Here is a 22778-nt window from a genome sequence, read left to right as displayed (position 1 = left end):
ATCCCTAATGTAACTCTTTTGAATCTTTTATCTTCGCTAACGATTCTCCAAAGGTTAAGAGTCCTTCTAAAATCTCATAGTCTTTTTTATTTCGAATATCAAAAACAACTTCGATTAAACCTTGATTTTCAGAAATATTAGCCTTCAAACTTGTCTGAGAAAGAGCCTGAAAATAATCTTGGGTTAAAAAAAGTTGTTGCGATATTTTTTCAAATTGAATGACAAGCTTATTATTTCTTCTTTCAACTCGATTGACAAATACTTTATCTAGATAAGCTTTAACTAATCCAATTTCTAAAAGATAAGCAACAACATCAGGATACTCACCAAAACGGTCAATTAACTCATCTTGTAATTCTTCATAGTTGACACGGTTGTCAATCTGACGAATTCTCTTATAAATTTCAATTTTATGGCGCTCATCTGATATGTACTCATCCGGAAGATAAGCATCAATTTGTAGAATTAACTCAGCATTCCCTTTTTCACGTTTCTTGTCAGTTCCATTTTTCTTAGCAATTGCTTCTTCTAGTAACTGAGAATACAATTCAAAACCAACTGAATCGATAAAACCAGACTGCGAACTCCCTAAAAGGTTTCCAGCTCCACGAATGGATAAATCACGCATAGCAATTTTGAAACCAGAACCTAATTCGGTAAAACCTTTGATGGCTTCTAATCTCTTTTCTGAAACTTCTGTCAAAGATTTATCTGGACGATACATGAGGTAGGCATAAGCGATTCGATTACTACGCCCAACTCGACCTCTTAATTGATACAAGGTTGACAGACCCATGTGATCCGCATTTTCGATAAACAAGGTATTGGCATTTGGAATGTCTACTCCTGTCTCTATGATTGTCGTGGTTACTAAAATATCATACTCACCTTCAATGAAATCAAGTAGTGTGTTCTCCAAACGAATTTCACTCATTTGACCATGAACAAAACCAATAGAAGCTTCAGGAATCAGTTCTTGTAATTCTGAAACCTTCTTTTCAATCGTGTCAACTTTGTTGTAAAGATAGTAAACCTGACCACCACGATCGATTTCTCTCAACACAGCATCACGAATCACACGATCATTTTGTTCAAGAACATAGGTTTGAACAGGATATCGATTTGTTGGAGGGGTTTCAATGACAGATAAATCTCGGATACCTAGCATAGACATATGAAGAGTTCGAGGAATTGGTGTAGCTGTCAAGGTTAAGACATCCACCTTCTTTTTTAATTCCTTAAGTGCTTCCTTATGCTTGACACCAAAACGTTGTTCCTCATCGATGATGATCAATCCTAAATCTGCAAATTCAACATCTTTAGACAAAACTCGATGGGTTCCAATCAAGATATCTACCTGGCCTTTTTTCAATTTTTTAAGTGTTTCAGTTTGCTCTTTTTTACTTCTAAAACGACTTAAAACATCTACGTTTACAGCAAATTGCTCAAACCTTTCTTTGAAATTACTGTAATGTTGCTGCGCAAGAACAGTTGTTGGCACTAAAACGACAACCTGTTTATGATCATTGACAGCTTTAAATGCAGCTCGCATGGCAACTTCTGTCTTACCAAAACCAACATCTCCAACTAAGAGTCGATCCATTGGTTGAGAAGTCTGCATATCCCTTTTAATTTCATCTATACTTCGAAGTTGGTCCTCAGTTTCAACATAAGGGAAAGCCTCATCAAAAGCAACTTGGTCTTCATCATCTTTTGAAAATGCAAAACCTTCAAGTTGACTCCTCTCTGCATATAACTTAATTAAGTCATCTGCGATGTCTTCAACTTGATTTTTAACTTTTTGCTTAGCTTTTTTAAAACGTCCATCGTTTAATTTGTTTAACTTTGGAGCCTTACCGTCACTTGAAACATACTTAGATAAGGTTTGGATTTGTTCTACAGGGATAGAAATTCGATCTCCATTTTGGTATTGAACACTTACGTAGTCTCTATGAATCCCTTTGATTTCAATCGTTTCAATTCCTAAATATTGACCAATCCCATGAATTTGATGAACAACATAGTCTCCTTTTTGGAGTTCACTATAATCCTTTAATCTTTCAGCATTGCTAATATTTTGTCTTCTGTATTTGCGTTTAATCTTCTTTTTGAATATTTCATATTCAGTGATGAATACAAGATTCTCATCCACAAAATTAAAACCATGACGAAGGTTTCCTTCAACAATATTGACAGTTCCTTTACAGAATTCATTCGCACTAATATTATCAACTTTTATGTCATATTCTTCTAAAATACTTGACAATTTTTTTAGTTCATTCTCGCTACTTGACTGAAGAACAATCGTATATTTTAATTTTTTATAGCGTTCAATTTCTTCTTTCAGAAAAGAAAATTGATTGAAGAACTCTTGCATTGGATATTGATTAAATTGATAAAGATGATCAAATTTTAGATTTCCAAGTCCCTTTTGAAAATTAGAAAAGAAGCTAGCTGGTAAATATTTTTTTAATTGACTTTCTACATCTGCAAAGTATTGTAAACTTGATACAGCTTTACTATTATGTAAATTCTCTGTAAAGTAGCTAGCTGTTTCCTTATCAAAAATATCATACTGATCCATGATTTTTTGAAAATCATCAAAGATAATAGGCGCTTGGTTCAAGTAGTCAATCAAGGTCGACTGTTTTTTATACAAAACAGATAAAAACTTTCGAATATCTGCATGAAAAACTTGCTCTTTCGTGCAACTAAAAACTTCTTCTAGGTAAGACTTTACAGTTGGTGACAATGTCTTGTCAATCTCTTTTTCTAAAAATTCCTGACCACGATGATAATCTTCAGCAGTTAGTAAAATATCACTAGCGGGATATATAGAAATTTCAGGGCGACTTTCCTTTGATAATTGTGTCTCTGCATCAAATTCTCTAATCCCATCTATTTCATCACCGAAAAATTCAATTCGGTAAGGAGAAATTTGTGATGTTTCAAAGATATCTAAAATATCCCCTCGAAGACTAAATTCACCTTGACTCTGAACTTGTGTAACTTTCTTATAACCAAGTGCAGTTAACTTATTTTTTAATTCTCTTTGTTCACACTCTTGTCCGACTTGCAGTTTTAAAACACTATCATCGAAAATCTTAGGATCAGGCAAGAATATACGACTAGCTGCCATGTTACAAACTAATATTCCTTTTTGAGATTTATCTCTTAGAAAACGTAAGGCTTCAACGCGAGAAAAAATCTTTTCTTGTGACGATACTAAAAATTCTACCATTGGTGAATCATCTACTAAAAATGGATAAACCATATCAGTACCCAGGATAGAAATTAAATCATTTACTAGACGCTCAGCTTCTCCATAAGTAGATGTCATCACTAAAATCTTGTCCTGATTTTTAGCACTACTTGCAATAGCTAAGGATTTTGCTGATCCTGATAAACCAAGTAGTAATTGTCTTTGTTTGAGAGATAAATGCCCATTCCATGATTGTATCTGATTATTCTCTAAAAAGAATTCGATTAATGACATTCCCTTACCCATTGTATTTCTGCATTGTTTTTTCAAAGTTTTTCTCTTGTAAATAATAATTTACAGCATCGTCAACCTTGTCAATAGACTGTAAAATACCTATATAGTCATCCTTGTCAAATTTACTCAAAACGTGGTGAACAACAGACATTCCTTTTTTAGGTCTACCTATACCAATCTTTACACGATTGAAAACCTGTGTACCAATATGTTGGATAATTGACTTGATACCATTATGACCGCCAGCTGATCCTTTAGCGCGAAGACGAATTTTTCCTACTTCCATGTCAAGATCATCGTAAATAATCAGTAAATCTTTAATATCTAAACCATAGTAGGTTAATAAAGCATGAACTGCTTTCCCACTTTCATTCATAAAAGTTGTTGGTTTCACTAGATAAATTTTTTCACCATTAAGGAAAAATGAAGCTAATTCAGCTTGGAATATTTTATCGTGTGTAAAGGATACATTCTGTTTTTTTGCTAGTTGGTCAATCAACATAAAACCAACATTATGCTTTGTCTCAAAATATTTATCCCCTGGATTTCCCAATCCTACAAGTAATTTTGTCATTAAAATTTCCTTTCAAAATCCAAAAGGGTTGGAATTTTTTTCCAACCTAATTGACACTATTAAAAATGTTGATTATACGTTAAAGCGGAATTCCATGATATCGCCATCTTGAACGACATATTCTTTTCCTTCTTCACGCAAACGTCCAGCTTCTTTTACAGCCTTTTCAGATCCGTATTTAATCAAATCATCATAAGACATAGTTACTGCACGAATAAAACCTTTTTCGAAGTCAGAGTGGATGATACCAGCTGCTTGTGGAGCTTTCATACCACGTTTAAAGGTCCAAGCACGAACCTCTTTTTCACCAGCTGTGAAGTAAGTTCCAAGTCCAAGTAGATGGTAAGCTGCACGAGTCAACTTATCCACACCTGATTCTGTCAAACCAATAGCTTCAAGAAACTCTTTTTTATCTTCATCGTCTAATTCAGAAATTTCTTCTTCAGCACGCGCAGAAATCACCACTACCTCTGCATTTTCTGTTTCTGCGAATTCACGAATCTGCTTCACATAATCAATAGATTCTGGGTCTCCAACAACATCCTCATCCACATTTGCTACATAAAGAACTGGTTTAGTAGTCAAAAGGAAGAGTCCTTTGACTACTTTTTGCTCTTCATCTGTAAATTCAATAGTACGAGCTGATTTACCGTCTTCAAGGACAGGTTTAATCTTTTGGAGAACGTTAAATTCTGCAACTGATTCCTTATCTTTTTGCGTACGTGCCATCTTTTCCACACGCGCATAGCGTTTATTAACAGATTCTAGGTCAGCAAGAATCAATTCTAGGTTAATGGTATCAATGTCTGCTAGTGGATCTACAAAAGCATCTTCACGACCTTGTTCACGCATGACATTTTCATCATCAAAGGCACGAACCACATGGACAATGGCATCAACTTCACGGATATTGGCCAAGAATTTATTACCAAGACCTTCACCTTTTGACGCACCTTTTACAATCCCTGCAATATCTGTAAATTCAAAGGTTGTTGGAACTGTCTTCTTAGGAGTGATCATTTCAGTTAATTTTTGGAGGCGTTCATCTGGAACTTCTACCATCCCAACGTTTGGATCAATGGTTGCAAATGGATAGTTTGCAGCCTCTGCTCCTGCTTTTGTAATTGCGTTAAATAGGGTTGATTTACCAACGTTTGGCAAACCCACGATACCTGCTGTTAAAGCCATAGTTTCTCATTCTCCGTTCACATTTCAATTTTCAATATTATAACACAAAAAGGGAAAACTTGCTAACCCTCCAATTCAGTGTTTCTAGTCGATAATTTTGTTCATTTTTCTTTCAAAATCATAGCGACTCATCATGACTACATGATCACAATTACTGCATTTAATTTTAATATCTGCACCTAAACGAGTAATTTCCCAACGATTTGCTTTTTTGCCTGTAGATTTGATTGTACAAGCATGTGGTTTTTTCATTTCAACAAAATTTCCAACTTGATACATACTACTCTCCTTTTCATATTTCTGATTATATCATAAAAGAGGTGAGCTAGGCTCAACCTCTTTAACTTAATTTGTACGAACTGGTGTAATCAGCTGCATGAAATCTTCATCTGTATCAGCTGGTACCAAGGTAAATGGACGAACTGCTGAAATGAAGCTGATTGTTACCTTTTCACTATTCAAGGCTTTTAGTGCTTCAATCAAGTAAGTTGGGTTAAAGCTAATAGTCAAGTCTTCGCCAGATACAGCAATTGTATCAATTTCTTCGTCTACTTTACCAACTTCTGGAGAATTTACATGGGCTGTAACCACTCCTTGTTTGATTTCTAATTTTACAGTACCGTTTTGAGTTGCACTTGATAGGAGACGTGCACGTTCCATAGATTGACGTAGATTCACAACATCAAAAGTCACTGTCGTATTAAAATCTGTTGGAATTAGGCGATCTGTATCAGGATAATTACCTTCTAAGATACGTGTGTAGAAGCTAATATTTTCGCTTCTAAAGAGAATTTGGTTGTTTGCGAAGAAAATCTCTACTGTTTCGATATCGTCTGTAAAAACAGCTGAAAATTCGCGTAGAGAGCGACTAGGGATAACAACGTCGAAATTATCACTATTTTTCTCAAGTGTCAATTTCTTCTGACTGAGACGGTGAGAATCTGTCGCAACTGTTTTTAATTCTTTATGATTACTCAAGACAAAGTGTACACCAGTCAAGATTGGACGACTTTCTTGAACACTAGCTGCAAAGGCAGTTTCGTTGATAATCTTTTTAAGAAGCTTTGTTTCAAGAACCAAAGGATTACTTGCTGCAATTTCCTGGATACGTGGATACTGCTCGCTGTCTTTACCTTTAAGGGTAATCTCTGATTTCCCACTTGTTAATACAATTTGGTGTTGTTCAATTTCTTTAAAATCAAGAGTCACATCTGGAAGACTAGAAACAACATTGATAAAGAATGAAGCTTCTAGAAGGATAGAACCTAAAGAGTTAATCAGAAGACCTGCATTTTCATCTTTTTGAGAAATGAAATTCTCAATTGAAATTTGACCATTTGATCCAATTAATGTAATTCCTTCGTTAGTCACATCAATTTTAATAGTTGATAAAACAGGAATAGCATTTTTTGAACTAATAGCACGTTTAGTAATATTTAATGATTGCAGGAATAAATTTTTATTAATAGAAAAATGAATCATGGCATCTCCTTTATTTATTTTTATTATTAGAAGGTTAATAGTAATAGTAGGCTGTGTGAAATCTGTGGAAAACCAAGTTTAGTTTAGAAAAATCAAGAAGTTATACTTGTTTAAAATTTGTTAATAAATCAGTAACATTTTAAACACTTATCCACAAGTTATTTGATTTTCTTTTTGATGGTTTCGATTTCTATACGTAATTTATCATCAGTTTCAATCATAGATTTGATTTTTGCATGAGCATGAATGACGGTTGTATGATCTTTACCACCAAATTCTTTTCCGATTTTTGGAAGACTGTTATCAGTTAATTCTCTAGCTAGGTACATAGCAACTTGGCGAGCTAGAACAATATTCTGAACACGTCTAGTTCCCTTCATCTCCTTAACGCTCACATCATAAAATTTTCCGACTTCCTCTTGGATTTTTTCAATCGGAATGACAATCATGGTGCTGACGCTTTGTTTTCTAGCACGTATAGCCTCAGATGCAATATCCACAGTTATAGTGTTGATTTGTTTGACTTTAGCCATGAGACTAATATCTTTGAGCGCACCTTCTAATTCACGTACATTTGAATCAAACTGGCCAGCCAAATATTCGATTGTGTCAGGTTGAAAATGATAATCTAAATCCTCTGTTTTACTATTTAGGATAGCGATACGAGTTTCAAAATCAGGTGGAGTAATATCTGTTGTTAATCCCCATGAGAAGCGCGTGACAAGTCGTTCAGGTAGGTTTTCTAGTTGTTCTGGCCTACGGTCACTCGTTAAAACGATCTGTTTATTATTACTGTGAAGTTTGTTAAATGTATTGAAAAATTCATCCTGAGTTTGTACTTTATTTCCACTAAGAGATTGAATGTCATCAATAAGAAGGAGATCTAGACTTCGATAGGTTTTTTTAAAATTATCCATATCATTGAGTCTTAAATGATCTAAAAATTCATTAATAAAACTTTCAGCAGGAATATATTTTACACGCGCATTAGGATTTTTTTTGAGAATTTCATTACCCAAAGCATTGAGCAAGTGAGTTTTCCCTAGACCAGGTCCTCCATATATAAACAGAGGATTATAAGTTAGTCCAGGATCTTCCGAGACGGCTAAAGCAGCAGACTTAGCCCAAATATTTCCATCGCCTTGGATAAAATTATCAAATGTATAGATATCTCTTAATCCTGTTTCTGAATAGGGAATAGATTTTATAGTTTGTTCTTGTTGAAGATTAGAATCTTCAACAGTTGTTGATATATCGGAGGTATTAGAATCTTCCTTAGTCAATACATATTGAGCTTTTATCTCAGTATCATATATTTGGAAACCGACAGCTACAATTATATCATTAAGTTTTGTACTCCAAACCATTTCCATTTCAGATCTTGGTAAAAATATTGTCGCTACATTTCCCTCGACCTTTAATAATTCAGCAGGTGTTGCGTAGAAATCAAACATTGATCGTGTTAATCGCTCTTTAGCTAATTCTAAAATCTGATTCCAAAATTGTTTTTCTTTCAACAACAAACTCCTCCTTTTCTAAAAGGTATAATCTTACACCTATTTTATCATATAGCAAGCATTTTTTCCACAACTTGTGAAAAACAATCCACAATGTTTAAAAGATTTATCCACAAGTTGTGGATAACAGCTATTATTTATGATTTTATTGGTTTTATTTATATTGATTTGGTGGATAAGTCTGTGAGTTGAGAAAAATAAAATAACAGCCTTATTTCAGGCTGTTAATAAAACGTTGGTACTCTTCTTGATTATGAAAAGAGATAGTTATTTTTCCTGCCTCTTTTTTTTGAAGGACAATTTGGACATCTAATCCCAACAATTTTTTTAAATTTTCTTCTTCTTCTTTGATAAAGTAATCTTTTTCTCTGATTTTCTTCTTCTTTTTTTCCTCTTGAAGTAAATGTTCTACTTGCCGAACTGATAAATCCTCTGTCTGAATACGATGAAGTAATTTTTTTTGTTCTTCAACAGGTAGCTGGATTAGGAGTCGAGCATGTGCTTGAGATAATTTTCCAGTTTCTACTTCCGTTAGAATAAAATCAGGGAGCGTAAGTAAGCGAACAAGATTAGTAATATAGGGACGTGATTTTCCCATTTTGTCAGCAATTTCTGCATGAGTATACCCTTTATCAATTAAAGATTGATAAGCTTTTGCTTCCTCAATCGGATTTAAGTCTTCCCGCTGCAAATTTTCAATGATTGAGTGAATCATCATATCTTGATCAGAAAGTTTTTTGATGATTACAGGTACCTCTGAAAGTCCAGCTGCTATGGATGCACGATACCGTCTTTCTCCAGCTAGAATTTCGTATCCAATAACTGGAGATTGACGGACGATAATGGGTTGAATTAATCCATTTTCTTTGATAGATTGAGCAAGTTCTTTTATTTTTTCTTCTGAAAATTCTTTACGTGGTTGATAGGGATTTTTTTGAATATCACTGATACGAATGAGTTTAAATTTTTCCATGTTTCTACAGTATCACAACTTTGATATTCTGTAAAGTAAGTTTACAAATCTGTAAACTATTGATTTAAATCACTAGTACTCTTGTCCAACTTGATTTTAGTTGTTTCTTCTTTACCATTACGGTAATAAGTTACAGTCATTTCATCTCCAATAGAGTGGCTATATAGAGCACTTTGTAATTCAGTAGTGGAAGAAATAGCTTTATCATCTATTTTTGTAATGACGTCATATTGTTGCAGATGTCCATTGGCAGGCATATTTTTTTGAACAGAACGAACAGCTACACCAGAAGTAACATTTCCAGGAAGTTTTAGTTTTTGAAGATCAGTTGTATTAAGATTTGATAAGTTAACCATGTGGATTCCAAGAGCAGGTCGAGTTACTTTTCCATCTTTTTCTAATTGTTTAATAATGTTGATTACGTCGTTTGCAGGAATTGCAAAACCAAGACCTTCGACAGATGTTCCACCATTAGAGGCAATCTTACTTGATGTAATACCGATAACTTGGCCTTGGATATTAATCAAAGGACCACCTGAGTTACCAGGGTTAATAGCTGTATCTGTTTGGATAGCATTGGTTGAGATAGCTTGTCCATCTTCGGATTTTAGAGAGACATTTCTATTTAAACTTGATACAATCCCTTGTGTCACAGTATTGGCATATTCAGAACCTAGGGGACTTCCGATTGCAATAGCTGTTTCTCCAACTGTTAGTTGATTAGAATCACCAAATTCGGCCACTGTTGTGACCTTATCTGCAGCAATTTTTACAACAGCAATATCTGAATAAGTATCAGAACCCACAATATCACCAGGAACTTTTGTACCATCTGCTAAACGAATATCAACTTTTTTAGCGCCATTAATAACGTGAGTATTTGTTACAATATAAGCAGTATCCCCTTCCTTTTTATAAATGACACCAGAACCTTCACTGAATACTTGTTCAGCATTGGTATCCGTATCAGTTTCATCAGATGTGATTAAACTGTTTTGAGAGTTTGATGAGTAAGTAATGACAGATACAACAGCATCTTTAACTTTATCGACTGCTTGTGTAGTTGAGTTTTCATTTTTTACAGCTGCTTTACTGACAGTAGTGGTAGTTGTCGTACCACTATTTTGTTTTTGACTGAGCTGTAATGTTGTAAAAGTACCTAAAATACCACTAAAAAAGCTAATGAGAATGACTAATAAAAGTTGTCCCCATTTTTTTAAGTTTTTCTTCATAGAAGAATCCTCCAAATTTATTTTATAAAATTATAAAATTATTAACTTAATCCTAACTTAAAAAAGTTTAAGTTTTTAACAATCTGTGGATAACTGATTAAAACTTGTGAATTTATCACTATTTTCCCTGTTTTTATTTGTGAATAAGATGTGAATAAAATACGATTGTGATAAAATAGAAGCATGAAAATTAAAATTGTAACAGTTGGAAAACTAAAAGAAAAGTATCTCAAAGATGGAATTGCAGAATATTCTAAAAGAATATCACGATTTGCTGCCGTAGAAATGATTGAATTAGCTGATGAAAAGACACCAGATCGTGCCAGCGATTCAGAAAATGAAAAAATCTTAGATTTAGAGGGAAATCGAATTCTTTCCAAAATTGGGGATAGAGAATTTGTTGTCGTTTTAGCTATTGAAGGGAAAACCTTGTCTTCTGAAGAATTCAGTAAACAACTAGAACAAGCTTCTATTAATGGTTATTCAACCTTAACCTTTGTGATTGGTGGGAGTCTGGGTCTTTCTCCTCAAGTAAAAAATCGAGCGAATCTATCCCTTAGTTTTGGTAGACTGACTCTTCCACATCAATTAATGCGTCTAGTTCTTGTAGAACAGATATACCGAGCCTTTACCATCCAACAAGGTTCTCCCTATCATAAATAGGATTGACTATTCTCGATTATTTTGATAAGATAAACTAGTTAGGTCTCATAGCTCAGCTGGATAGAGCATTCGCCTTCTAAGCGAACGGTCGCAGGTTCGAATCCTGCTGGGATCATATACTAGATTTAACGCTGGGGAAACCCAGCGTTTTTTGTAAAAATTGACAGTTCAGGTACAAAAATGTGCAGTTGAGAATGAAATGTTTTAAAACAGACTCCGTTTTGTATAATAGGCTTGTAAGTTTATTTATAAAGAAAAAGAGAAAACATTATAGGGAGATATAATGGATTTATTGAAAATACTCATAGTTATTCTTCATATTCTTATTCTAACAAATAGCTATGAACTCATTTGTAAGGCAACAAAAAAAGAAAGATATCTGTTTATTTCTTGGGTATTTATATTACAGTCTATTGTTGAAATTTTATTCTATTTAACTTCTTTACATGGATTAGGAATGGAAAAAATTTCATTTACCTGTATTATCTTTGCTTATTTAATAGGATTTAAAAAATATAATAAGTTCAAAGCTATTTTTATTAGTTTATTATTGTCTTTATTATATCAAAGTACTCATACATTTATAGCAGTAATCATATCCTCTATAACAGGTGATTCTTTCTTAATAAAATATGAAGATTTATTTTTTGTAGTGGTTTTGATGCTGACGTATTTTATCACTAAAAAAATTATTACTTATTTTCATCTTGAACTTACTTATTTTGATAAAGATTACCTTTATCCATTTTTTAAAAAGGTCATCTTTGCTTTCTTTGCTCTACATATTCTATTATTCATTTCAGATATGTTGAATATTCATGAACATTTTAATAGTTTTAGTAGTATTTTAGCAACAATTGTCTTTATCTGTTTACTACTAATATTCTTCGCTATGAATTCTCATAAGGTGCGAGTTGAAAAAGAAATTGCCCTAAAACAGAAAAAATTTGAACAAGAACATTTACAGACATATACAGATGAAATTGTTGGTTTGTACAATGAAATCCGTGGTTTTCGTCATGATTATGCAGGGATGCTTGTTAGTATGCAAATGGCGATTGATAGTGGAGATTTACAGGAAATTTACAGGGTTTACAATGAAGTTCTAGTCAAAGCTAATCAAAAATTACGTTCAGATAAGTATACATACTTTGATTTAAACAATATAGAAGATTCAGCTTTACGAAGTTTGATTGCTCAATCTATTGTATATGCCAGAAATAATGACGTAGAGTTTGCATTAGAAGTAAAGGATATTATCACAAGATTGTCAATCGATTTACTCGATCTTGTTCGTATTATGAGTGTTTTGTTAAATAATGCTGTTGAGGGTGCTGCAGAAAGTTATTTAAAACAAATGGAAGTTGCAGTGATTAAGATGGATTTAGAAACAGTTATCGTGATTCAAAATTCGTGTAGAATTACTATGACACCTTCAGAAGACTTGTTTGAACTAGGTTTTTCTACTAAAGGTAGAAATAGAGGAATTGGCCTTAATAATGTCAAAGAGATTTTGGATAAGTATGAAAATATCATTTTAGAGACAGAGATGGAAGATAGCACGTTTAGACAAATTATTAGATTTAAGAGAGATTTTGAATGAAAGTATTAATTTTAGAAGATGTTATTGAACATCAAGTCAGACTAGAAAGAATATTGGATGAAATTTCCAAAGAATTAAATATTCCTATTTCTTATAAAACAACAGGTAAAGAACGAGAATTTAAGGAATACATCGAAAATGATGAAGTAAATCAACTTTATTTTCTAGATATTGATATTCATGGAATTGAGAAAAAAGGATTTGAAGTTGCACAGTTTATTCGCCATCACAATCCCTATGCAATTATCGTATTTATCACTAGTAGATCAGAATTTGCTACCTTGACTTATAAGTATCAAGTTTCAGCTTTGGATTTTGTTGATAAAGATATTAATGATGAATTGTTTAAAAAACGCATCGAGCAGAGTATCTTGTATACCAAAAATATGCTGCTTGAAAATAAAGATGTTGTGGATTATTTTGACTATAACTATAAGGGGAATGATTTGAAGATTCCCTACCATGATATTTTGTATATTGAAACAACAGGTGTTTCTCATAAGTTACGGATTATTGGTAAGAATTTCGCTAAAGAATTTTATGGAACCATGACGGATATCCAAGAAAAAGATAAAGAAACCCAAAGATTTTATTCTGCTCATAAATCATTTCTTGTTAATGTAGGAAATATTAGGGAAATTGATCGAAAAAATTTAGAAGTGGTTTTTTATGAGGAACATCGCTGCCCGATTACCCGTCTCAAGGTTCGGAAATTGAGAGATATTCTGGAGAAAAAATCTAAAAAGTAATTGACAATTAGTAAGAAATTGATATAATGGTTATATCTGCTACAGATAGATGGTCCGTTGGTCAAGGGGTTAAGACACCGCCTTTTCACGGCGGTAACACGGGTTCGAATCCCGTACGGACTATATTATCCGCCATAGCTCAGTTGGTAGTAGCGCATGACTGTTAATCATGATGTCGTAGGTTCGAGTCCTACTGGCGGAGTTAAACAAAAAGAACACCATTGGTGTTCTTTTTTTGTCTCTAATTTGCATCTCCCAACATTTTCATAAGAAAGTTTGTCATTTCTTGAGGACTTTCTTTTTTTCCATGAGCAATCCAGGTTTGGCATACACCAAATAGTGCGTTTGTTAGATAAATACTGCTATACTCTAACTCAATATTGTTTAAATTTAATTGCATAAAGCGTTTTTGGAGGTCAGTACTAAGCATAATGTGAAGTTTATTTCTCAGGAAGTTTTGTATCTCTTTTGTACCATTTTCAGATAGAAGAGCAGCTAGTAAAGGTTCAGACTCTAAGTATTCAAACACTTCTAGAATAGCATCTCTTTTATGATTTGCGTGTTTTTGAAAAATGTACTCAAAAGTATGAAATAGCTTACTTTGGTAGTGTTCAATCATGTCATACTTATCTTTGTAATGAGTATAAAAACTAGAACGACTAATTCCGGCTTTTTCTGCCAGTTTAACGGTGCTAATTTGATCAAATGGTTGTTCCATTAATAATTGAACCATGGCGTTCTCGATAGTACGTTTGGTTTTTAAGCGTTTGTTGCTCTCTTTCATAGTTCCTCCTTTTGAACAAAAATAGACGTAGTGTCTAAATATGATAATTTTGACTTGTAAATAAGAATTTTTAATGTATAATCTATTATATCAAAATTTTAGACATTATGTTTAAAAAAAGGAGACAATATGTTTAAAGAATGGAAAGCAATTTTTAAAAAACCAACCTTTATCATTGTAATGATAGGGATTTCTCTAATTCCTGCTTTATACAACATCATATTTTTATCATCTATGTGGGATCCATATGGCCAATTATCTGAGTTGCCTGTAGCGGTTGTAAATAATGATAAGGAAGCGACTTACAATGGAAATACGATGGCTATCGGAAAAGACATGGTGTCTAATTTAAAGGAAAATAAATCATTAGATTTTCATTTTGTAAATGAGGAAGAAGGTAAAAAAGGACTAGAAGACGGTGACTACTATATGGTAGTCACTTTGCCAAGTGATTTGTCTGAAAAGGCTGCTTCTATTTTAACAGATCACCCAGAACAAATGAACATTGACTATCAAACTTCTAGTGGACATAGCTTCATTGCAAGTAAGATGAGTGATTCTGCTATGACACAGTTAAAACAAAATGTTTCTGCAAGTGTAACTGAGACTTACACGAAAGCTTTATTTCAAAAGATGGGTGATTTAAAATCCGGTTTAACCAAAGCTGCAGATGGAAGTGAACAATTAGCCAACGGAGCTGGTCAATTGGCTGTAGGAAGTCAAACATTGTCTTCAAATCTTAATACTTTAGCTAACTCAAGTTTAACTTTTTCTGATGGAAGTGAACAATTTACAAGAGGGTTGACAACATATGTCACTGGAGTAAAGCAACTAAATAGTGGCTTAGGAACATTTAATGATGGTTTACAGAACTATACAAGTGCAGTTTCACAGATTGACACAGGACTTAATCAATTATCTTCCAAGACTCCAGAATTAGTTGCAGGTGTCAACCAGTTAAATACAGGGATGAAGTCATATGCTGGTGGAGTTTCACAACTCAATTCAGGACTCAGTCAATTTTCGGTTGGTGTCAATGCCTATACAAGCGGAGTTGACAAATTATCTGTTGGTACAAACCAACTATCAAGTCAATCAGATACATTGAGAGACGGTATTACTCAATTAAATAAAGGAATCAAAGAAATATCCACACAATTAAATACTACATCTCAACAGAAAGAGGATATAACACAGTTAGCAAGCAGTTTAGATGAGTTGAATAAGGCTCTCCAATCAGTTACAGTTTCAGATAATACTGATCTTAAAAATACAATATCTAATGACTTAACAACTATAACTACTCTTGCTCAAACTATTGTGACTAATAGTCAAGCAGAACAAGAGAAAAGTCTTACCAATCTTCAAGCAACAGCAACTTATCAATCTCTCACTGAAACTCAGAAAAAAGAATTGACTGAAGCTGTTTCAAATAATTCTAATTCTACGATAGAGTCAGCAAAAGCAATTTTAACGACGGCAGGAGATTTAAAAGAAAATTTAGGAAGTATAAACCAACCAGTCTCTAATCTTTCTACTTTACAGACTAAAGCAAATCAACTTTTACCTATAGCGTCTAGTTCCTTGACATCTATGTCAAGTGGATTTACACAGTTGCAAAATGCTGTAGATAATCAGTTAGTTCCCGGAAGTCAATCAATTGAAAATGGAGTTAATGCGTATACTAAAGGATTGGATACTATTTCTTTAGGTGTAAATCAACTAAGTGAAAAGAATACAACTTTAACAACAAGTTTGGATCAATTGGTTTCTGGCTCAACCAAGTTGACAGAAAACTCTTCAAAATTGACAACTGGTTTGGATACTCTAGCTGGGAAAACACCAGAATTAGTAACAGGTATTGAAAAACTATCATCTGGTTCTAACCAATTAAATAGCAAGAGTCCGGAATTAATTGCAGGACTTGATAAAATACAACTTGGTTCAAGTCAATTAACAGATAAATCAGGTCAGTTGCTTTCAGCTAGTACTCAGTTAGGAAATGGAGCAGCAAAAATTGCAGATGGCGCTGGAAAATTAGCAGAAGGTGGAGCAACGTTAACTGCTGGTATTGAAAGTTTACAAATAGGAACTACTGACCTAGGACAAGGATTAATTAACGCAAGCAATCAATTAAAATTAGCATCAACAGAGTCAAAAAATGCAGAAACATTAGCGGAACCCTTAAGTCTTTCAAAGACAGATAATGATCAGGTTCCTGTAAATGGGATTGCAATGGCTCCTTACATGATATCAGTTGCACTTTTTGTTGCAGCATTATCAACAAATATGATTTTTGCTAAGTTACCTTCAGGTCGTCATCCTGAAAGTCGCTGGGCTTGGTTCAAATCTCGCTTTGAGATAAATGGAGTTATAGCTGTTTTAGCCGCTGTCTTAGTCTATGGTGGCGTTCATCTTATTGGTCTAACAGCAAATCATGAAATGAGAACCTTGTTCTTAATTATTATCGCAAGCTTAACATTTATGTCTATGGTAACTGCATTAACAACATGGAATAGTCGTTTGGGTGCTTTCTTCTCTCTAATATTGCTATTATTACAATTAGCTTCGAGTGCAGGAACCTATCCACTTGCTTTGACAAATGATTTCTTTAAAGCTGTTAATCCTTGGTTACCAATGAGTTATTCAGTTTCAGGATTGAGACAAACCATTTCTATGACAGGAAATATTCATCATCAGGTAATTTTCCTTCTCGTAACTTTGGTTTTATTCATAGGATTAGGCATGCTAGCTTATCAACCTAAAAAAATGGATGAAGATTAAAAAAGTTTCACGTGAAACAATGAATGATTTACAAGTAATTAATAAAAAAACTCAGTTGGTTTAACCAACTGAGTTTTTTAAAGTTATACTTAATCTTTCCAAAGTTCTTTGACTTTCGCTTGAACTTCTTCATTTTCAAGGAATTCATCGTAGGTTTCATCGATACGGTCGATTACACCGTTTTTAGATAAGACAATGATATGGTTAGCCAAAGTTTGAATAAACTCATGGTCGTGACTGGCAAAGATGATAGATTCTTTGAAGTTTTTTAATCCATCGTTCAAGCTTGAAATAGATTCCAAATCCAAGTGATTTGTAGGATCGTCAAGTACAAGAACGTTTGATTTCAAAAGCATGAGTTTTGAAAGCATCACGCGCACCTTTTCTCCCCCTGACAAGACGTTTACAGGCTTGTTAACCTCGTCTCCAGAAAAGAGCATGCGTCCGAGGAATCCACGAAGGAAGGTATTGTCATCTTCTTCTTTACTTGCGAATTGACGGAGCCAGTCAAGGATAGATTCACTGCCAGCAAAATCAGCTGAATTGTCTTTTGGCAAGTAAGAGCGACTAGTTGTAACTCCCCACTTGACAGTCCCTTCATAGTCAATTTCACCCATAATGGCGCGAATCAAGGCAGTTGTTTGGATGTCGTTTTGTCCGATAAGAGCTGTCTTGTCACCTGGACGCAAGATGAAGCTGATGTTGTCAAGAATAGTTTCACCGTCAATCTTTACAGATAGATTTTCTACTGTCAAGAGGTCGTTCCCAATTTCGCGTTCAGCTTTAAAGCTGATAAATGGGTATTTACGACTAGAAGGAACAATTTCCTCTAGCTCAATCTTGTCAAGCATTTTTTTACGTGAAGTCGCTTGTCTTGATTTAGAAGCATTAGCAGAGAAACGAGCAACGAATTCTTGAAGTTGTTTGATTTTTTCTTCTGCTTTAGCATTACGGTCCGCTAGCAATTTAGCAGCAAGCTCAGAAGACTCCTTCCAGAAGTCGTAGTTTCCGACATAGAGTTTGATTTTTCCAAAGTCAAGGTCAGCCATGTGAGTACATACTTTATTCAAGAAGTGACGGTCGTGGGATACGACAATGACAGTATTATCAAAGTCGATTAGGAAATCTTCTAACCAAGCAATAGATTGGATATCAAGACCGTTGGTAGGCTCGTCTAGAAGAAGAACATCTGGTTTACCGAAGAGGGCTTTAGCAAGGAGAACCTTTACTTTGTCACCATTTGCTAGTTCACTCATATTTTGGTAATGAAGTTCTTCTGGAATATTCAAGTTTTGTAAAAGTTGTGAAGCTTCACTCTCAGCTTCCCAACCACCTAGTTCAGCAAATTCTCCTTCAAGTTCAGCAGCACGAACACCATCTTCGTCTGAAAAATCTTCCTTCATATAAATGGCGTCTTTTTCTTTCATGATGTTGTAAAGCTTTTCGTTTCCCATGATGACAACATCAATAACACGTTCGTCCTCATAGTCAAAGTGATTTTGACGAAGAACTGAAAGACGTTCATCTGGTCCGAGAGAGACATGACCAGTTGTTGGTTCAATATCACCAGCTAGAATTTTCAAAAAGGTTGACTTTCCGGCACCATTAGCACCAATCAAACCATAGGTGTTTCCTTCTGTAAATTTAATGTTGACATCATCAAAAAGTTTTCGATCACTAAAGCGTAGTGAAACATCAGATACTGTTAGCAATGTTTTTCTCCTATTATATGTAATACTCTAATTCTACTAGAAAATCACCAATTATTCAAATTTTTATTTGTCAATTTTTTTGTAAACAAAGTTGACAACCACTTTACGATTGAAAGGGGTAACATCTCTATTGTTTCAATAAAAAAATTATCTGTCTTTTTATCAAAAAAATGCTATAATTGAAAGGACCATATCAAAGGAGAATATTATGAGTAAACCCATTATTTTAACAGGAGATCGTCCAACGGGGAAATTACATATTGGGCATTATGTAGGTAGTTTAAAAAACCGTGTCTTACTACAGGAAGAAAATAAATATGACATGTTTGTTTTTTTAGCTGATCAGCAAGCTTTAACAGACCATGCAAAAGATCCTCAAACAATTGTAGAGTCTATTGGGAATGTTGCCTTGGACTATCTTGCAGTGGGATTAGATCCTAATAAAGCAACGATTTTTATTCAAAGTCAGATTCCAGAATTGGCAGAGCTGTCTATGTACTATATGAACCTAGTTTCATTAGCTCGTTTGGAACGAAATCCAACCGTAAAGACTGAAATTGCTCAAAAAGGCTTTGGAGAAAGTATTCCAACTGGATTTTTAGTTTATCCAGTTGCGCAAGCAGCAGATATTACAGCATTTAAGGCGAACTTGGTTCCAGTAGGGAATGATCAAAAGCCGATGATTGAACAAACACGTGAAATTGTGCGTTCTTTCAACCATGCCTATAACTGTGATGTTTTAGTAGAACCAGAAGGTCTTTATCCTGAGCATGAAGGTGCGGGACGTTTACCAGGTCTTGATGGTAATGCCAAAATGTCGAAATCACTTAATAATGGAATTTATCTAGCTGATGATGCAGATACTTTGCGTAAAAAAGTAATGAGTATGTATACAGATCCAGACCATATTCGTGTTGAGGATCCAGGTAAGATTGAAGGAAATATGGTTTTCCATTACTTAGACGTATTCGGTCGACCTGAGGATGCTCAAGAAATTGCTGAAATGAAGGAACATTATCAACGTGGAGGCCTTGGTGATGTTAAGACCAAACGTTACCTACTTGAAATCCTAGAACGTGAACTTGGTCCAATCCGTGAACGTCGCCTAGAATATGCTAAAGATATGGGTGAGGTTTATAATATGCTTCAAAAAGGTAGTGAAAAAGCTCGAGAAGTTGCTGGTCAAACCTTATCGGAAGTTAAATCAGCAATGGGGTTAAATTACTTTCATTAATGGATAAAATATGAACTATAAAACTATTTCTTCTTTAAAATAAGAGGGATAGTTTTTTATTTATTCTCTTATAAATTTAATTGACAAATTTTCATAGAATGGTATGATAGATACAATACAAAAAGCGTTTAGCTCAATAAAGAAAGAAAAGAGGAAACTTCAATGTCTAATTGGGACACTAAATTTTTGAAAAAAGGTTTTACCTTTGATGATGTATTGCTAATTCCAGCAGAGAGTCATGTGTTGCCTAATGATGCGGATTTAACAACAAAATTGGCAGATAATTTGACTTTAAATATCCCAATTATTACAGCTGCAATGGACACTGTAACAGAAAGCCAAATGGCCATTGCAATCGCGCGTGCAGGTGGACTTGGAGTTATCCATAAAAATATGTCTATCGAACAACAGGCAGATGAAGTTCGAAAGGTAAAACGTTCTGAAAATGGTGTTATCATTGATCCATTCTTCTTGACTCCGGAACATACCATCGCTGAAGCAGATGAACTCATGGGCCGTTACCGTATCAGTGGTGTCCCAGTGGTTGAAACTCTTGAAAACCGTAAGTTAATTGGTATTTTGACCAACCGAGATCTGCGTTTCATTTCTGACTACAATCAACCAATTTCAAAACACATGACTAGTGAAAACCTAGTTACTGCTCCGGTTGGTACAGACTTAAAAACTGCAGAGAGTATTCTTCAAGAACACCGTATTGAGAAATTACCTCTAGTTGATGAGGAAGGACGTCTATCTGGTTTAATCACCATTAAAGATATTGAAAAAGTAATCGAATTTCCAAATGCTGCAAAAGATGAATTCGGTCGTCTTCTAGTCGCTGGTGCGGTAGGTGTCACTTCTGATACATTTGAACGTGCTGAAGCCCTCTTTGAAGCAGGGGCGGATGCCATTGTCATCGATACTGCCCATGGTCACTCAGCAGGGGTTCTTCGTAAAATTGCTGAAATCCGTGCGCATTTCCCAGACCGTACACTGATTGCTGGGAATATCGCTACTGCTGAAGGTGCGCGTGCCCTTTATGATGCAGGTGTTGACGTTGTTAAAGTCGGTATTGGACCAGGTTCAATCTGTACTACTCGTGTTATCGCTGGTGTGGGAGTTCCTCAAGTTACAGCTATTTATGACGCTGCAGCAGTGGCGCGTGAATATGGTAAAACAATTATCGCTGATGGTGGAATCAAGTATTCTGGAGATATTGTTAAAGCCCTTGCTGCTGGTGGAAATGCAGTAATGCTTGGATCAATGTTTGCAGGAACAGATGAAGCTCCAGGTGAAACTGAAATCTTCCAAGGACGTAAGTTCAAGACATACCGCGGTATGGGCTCAATTGCTGCTATGAAGAAAGGTTCAAGCGACCGTTACTTCCAAGGTTCTGTCAATGAAGCAAACAAACTGGTTCCAGAAGGAATCGAAGGTCGTGTTGCTTATAAAGGTGCAGCAGCCGATATCGTCTTCCAAATGATTGGTGGTATTCGTTCTGGTATGGGTTACTGTGGTGCTGCTAACCTAAAAGAATTACATGACAATGCTCAGTTTATCGAAATGTCAGGTGCTGGTCTAAAAGAAAGCCATCCACACGATGTGCAAATCACTAATGAAGCACCAAACTATTCAATGTAATAAAAAAATCTCCTGTTAAACAGGAGATTTTTTATTTTACATAGATGTAAACTTTAATTTACAGTCAATTGACCATTATCTACTGTAAAGACGCTCAAGTTATCAGGCAAGTTTTGAAGATGGTCTAAACTAGTAGTTGTAATAAAAGTTTGGATGTTATGAGAAATAGTTTCCAATAATTTAAGTTGACGAGTATTGTCAAGTTCACTCATGACATCGTCAAGCAAAAGAACGGGAGATTCTTTGGTAATGCTCTCCATCAATTCGATCTCAGCAAGTTTTATAGAAAGTACCAAGCTACGATGTTGCCCTTGACTTCCGAAACTTGCTTCCATTCCATTAATCATGAAAATCATATCATCTCGATGAGGACCAACTCCAGTATTCTTTTTAAATAAATCTCTGGATCTACTTTTTTGAAGTGCTATATGGAAAGATTCAGCCAAATGTTCCTTGTCAATAAAGTTTACAGAAGGTTGATAAATGATTGACAATTCTTCTAACTGATCTGAGATGTCAAAATGTTTTTTCTTGCCAAAGAGTTCCATTTTCTGGATAAAGTCAGCTCGATGAATCATTACACGACATCCATACTCTATTAGTTGGTCATCAAGAACAGATAGGAAAGTCTCGTCTATGTTTTGTGTAGATTTGAGATAGGTATTTCTCTGTTTAAGGACGTGGTTATAACTTGACAGGTCTGACAAGTAAATTGGTTTAATTTGCCCTAATTCTATGTCAATAAACTTACGACGAATGGCCGGAGCACCTTTGACAAGTTGTAAATCTTCTGGAGCAAATAAGACAACATTCATATGACCAATATAATCTGATAGGCGAGCTTGCTTTAAGTGATTCACTTTAGTAATTCGCCCTTTTTGAGTTAGGTCAATTTCAAGTGGAATGCTTGTTGTTTTCTTTTTCAAGATTCCAGAAACTTGCAGTTGTTCTTGTTCAAATTGAATTAAATTTTTATCAGTCTTTGTTCGATGACTTCTCGTTAAGGCTAAAAAGTAAATACTTTCAAGAAGATTGGTTTTTCCTTGAGCGTTTCGGCCAACAAATACGTTTAATTTTGGATTAAAATTAACTTCGACATCTCGATAGTTACGAAATTGTTTAATGGATAGATTTTTCAGCCACATA

The 22778-nt window shown here is 34.6% G+C and carries 17 protein-coding genes and 3 tRNA genes; 9 read left to right on the top strand and 11 right to left on the bottom strand.

Annotated elements, in window-relative coordinates:
* Window positions 1–4 precede the first annotated feature (4 nt).
* From mfd to QM419_RS07575, 8 genes are all read right to left on the bottom strand, one after another.
* On the bottom strand, window positions 5–3508 hold the full coding sequence (mfd, locus tag QM419_RS07610) for a transcription-repair coupling factor (protein ID WP_414278391.1): 3504 nt from the start codon (window positions 3506–3508) through the stop codon (window positions 5–7).
* Window positions 3501–4070, bottom strand: a complete 570-nt coding sequence (gene pth, locus QM419_RS07605) for an aminoacyl-tRNA hydrolase (protein ID WP_178894383.1) — start codon at window positions 4068–4070, stop codon at window positions 3501–3503. Before pth ends, mfd begins: the two co-directional genes overlap by 8 nt.
* A 72-nt stretch (window positions 4071–4142) precedes the next feature.
* Window positions 4143–5258 carry a redox-regulated ATPase YchF gene (gene ychF / locus QM419_RS07600; protein WP_006150542.1) on the bottom strand — a complete coding sequence of 372 codons (1116 nt, stop codon included), beginning with the start codon at window positions 5256–5258 and terminating at the stop codon, window positions 4143–4145.
* An 84-nt stretch (window positions 5259–5342) separates the two neighbouring features.
* A complete protein-coding gene (locus tag QM419_RS07595; protein ID WP_006150549.1) occupies window positions 5343–5537 on the bottom strand; it encodes a DUF951 domain-containing protein in 195 nt (64 codons plus the stop codon).
* A gap of 66 nt (window positions 5538–5603) precedes the next feature.
* A complete protein-coding gene (dnaN, locus tag QM419_RS07590) occupies window positions 5604–6740 on the bottom strand; it encodes a DNA polymerase III subunit beta (RefSeq protein WP_414278385.1) in 1137 nt (378 codons plus the stop codon).
* Between the two features lie 158 nt (window positions 6741–6898).
* On the bottom strand, window positions 6899–8257 hold the full coding sequence (gene dnaA, locus QM419_RS07585; protein ID WP_414278384.1) for a chromosomal replication initiator protein DnaA: 1359 nt from the start codon (window positions 8255–8257) through the stop codon (window positions 6899–6901).
* 211 nt (window positions 8258–8468) lie between these two features.
* Window positions 8469–9230, bottom strand: coding sequence for a ParB/RepB/Spo0J family partition protein (locus tag QM419_RS07580; protein ID WP_414278383.1), 762 nt, complete (start codon window positions 9228–9230; stop codon window positions 8469–8471).
* A gap of 56 nt (window positions 9231–9286) precedes the next feature.
* Window positions 9287–10462, bottom strand: a complete 1176-nt coding sequence (locus QM419_RS07575; RefSeq protein WP_006150556.1) for a S1C family serine protease — start codon at window positions 10460–10462, stop codon at window positions 9287–9289.
* 183 nt (window positions 10463–10645) lie between these two features.
* Here QM419_RS07575 and rlmH point away from each other — a divergent pair, with 183 nt between their 5' ends.
* From rlmH to QM419_RS07545, 6 genes are all read left to right on the top strand, one after another.
* Window positions 10646–11125, top strand: a complete 480-nt coding sequence (gene rlmH / locus QM419_RS07570) for a 23S rRNA (pseudouridine(1915)-N(3))-methyltransferase RlmH (protein WP_414278382.1) — start codon at window positions 10646–10648, stop codon at window positions 11123–11125.
* 41 nt (window positions 11126–11166) lie between these two features.
* Window positions 11167–11240 (top strand) — tRNA-Arg (locus tag QM419_RS07565).
* Between the two features lie 168 nt (window positions 11241–11408).
* Window positions 11409–12728, top strand: coding sequence for a competence system sensor histidine kinase ComD (gene comD / locus QM419_RS07560; protein ID WP_414278381.1), 1320 nt, complete (start codon window positions 11409–11411; stop codon window positions 12726–12728).
* A complete protein-coding gene (comE, locus tag QM419_RS07555; RefSeq protein ID WP_414278380.1) occupies window positions 12725–13477 on the top strand; it encodes a competence system response regulator transcription factor ComE in 753 nt (250 codons plus the stop codon). Before comD ends, comE begins: the two co-directional genes overlap by 4 nt.
* 51 nt (window positions 13478–13528) lie before the next feature.
* A tRNA-Glu gene (locus tag QM419_RS07550) sits at window positions 13529–13600 on the top strand.
* A gap of 5 nt (window positions 13601–13605) precedes the next feature.
* Window positions 13606–13679: transfer RNA gene (locus QM419_RS07545), tRNA-Asn, on the top strand.
* Between the two features lie 39 nt (window positions 13680–13718).
* Here the strand turns inward: QM419_RS07545 and QM419_RS07540 are convergent.
* Window positions 13719–14261, bottom strand: coding sequence for a TetR/AcrR family transcriptional regulator (locus tag QM419_RS07540; protein WP_414278379.1), 543 nt, complete (start codon window positions 14259–14261; stop codon window positions 13719–13721).
* 129 nt (window positions 14262–14390) lie between these two features.
* On the opposite strand from QM419_RS07540, the gene QM419_RS07535 reads away from it, so the two are divergent.
* Window positions 14391–17045: a YhgE/Pip family protein gene (locus tag QM419_RS07535; RefSeq protein WP_414278378.1), complete on the top strand. Its 2655-nt coding sequence runs from the start codon at window positions 14391–14393 to the stop codon at window positions 17043–17045.
* An 89-nt stretch (window positions 17046–17134) separates the two neighbouring features.
* Here QM419_RS07535 and QM419_RS07530 read toward each other — a convergent pair whose 3' ends face one another.
* The gene (locus QM419_RS07530; protein WP_414278377.1) at window positions 17135–18757 is read right to left on the bottom strand and encodes an ATP-binding cassette domain-containing protein; all 1623 of its coding nucleotides are present in this window, start codon (window positions 18755–18757) and stop codon (window positions 17135–17137) included.
* A 208-nt stretch (window positions 18758–18965) separates the two neighbouring features.
* Between QM419_RS07530 and trpS the strand changes: the two genes are divergently transcribed.
* Both trpS and guaB read left to right on the top strand, forming a co-directional pair.
* Complete coding sequence (gene trpS / locus QM419_RS07525; protein ID WP_414278376.1) at window positions 18966–19991, top strand: tryptophan--tRNA ligase; 1026 nt, start codon at window positions 18966–18968, stop codon at window positions 19989–19991.
* Between the two features lie 162 nt (window positions 19992–20153).
* Window positions 20154–21632: an IMP dehydrogenase gene (gene guaB, locus QM419_RS07520; RefSeq protein WP_006154819.1), complete on the top strand. Its 1479-nt coding sequence runs from the start codon at window positions 20154–20156 to the stop codon at window positions 21630–21632.
* 53 nt (window positions 21633–21685) lie between these two features.
* On the opposite strand, the gene recF is transcribed toward guaB, so the two are convergent.
* Window positions 21686–22777 (bottom strand): DNA replication/repair protein RecF, encoded by a 1092-nt coding sequence (recF, locus tag QM419_RS07515; RefSeq protein WP_178895627.1) that lies wholly within the window; start codon window positions 22775–22777, stop codon window positions 21686–21688.
* Window position 22778 lies beyond the last annotated feature (1 nt).

It is taken from the genome of Streptococcus infantis (genome assembly GCF_047464715.1).
GTDB classification, from domain to species: domain Bacteria; phylum Bacillota; class Bacilli; order Lactobacillales; family Streptococcaceae; genus Streptococcus; species Streptococcus infantis_S.
The sequence above is the reverse complement of the archived record's forward strand: the minus strand, read 5'-3'. Positions and strand labels throughout refer to the sequence as shown.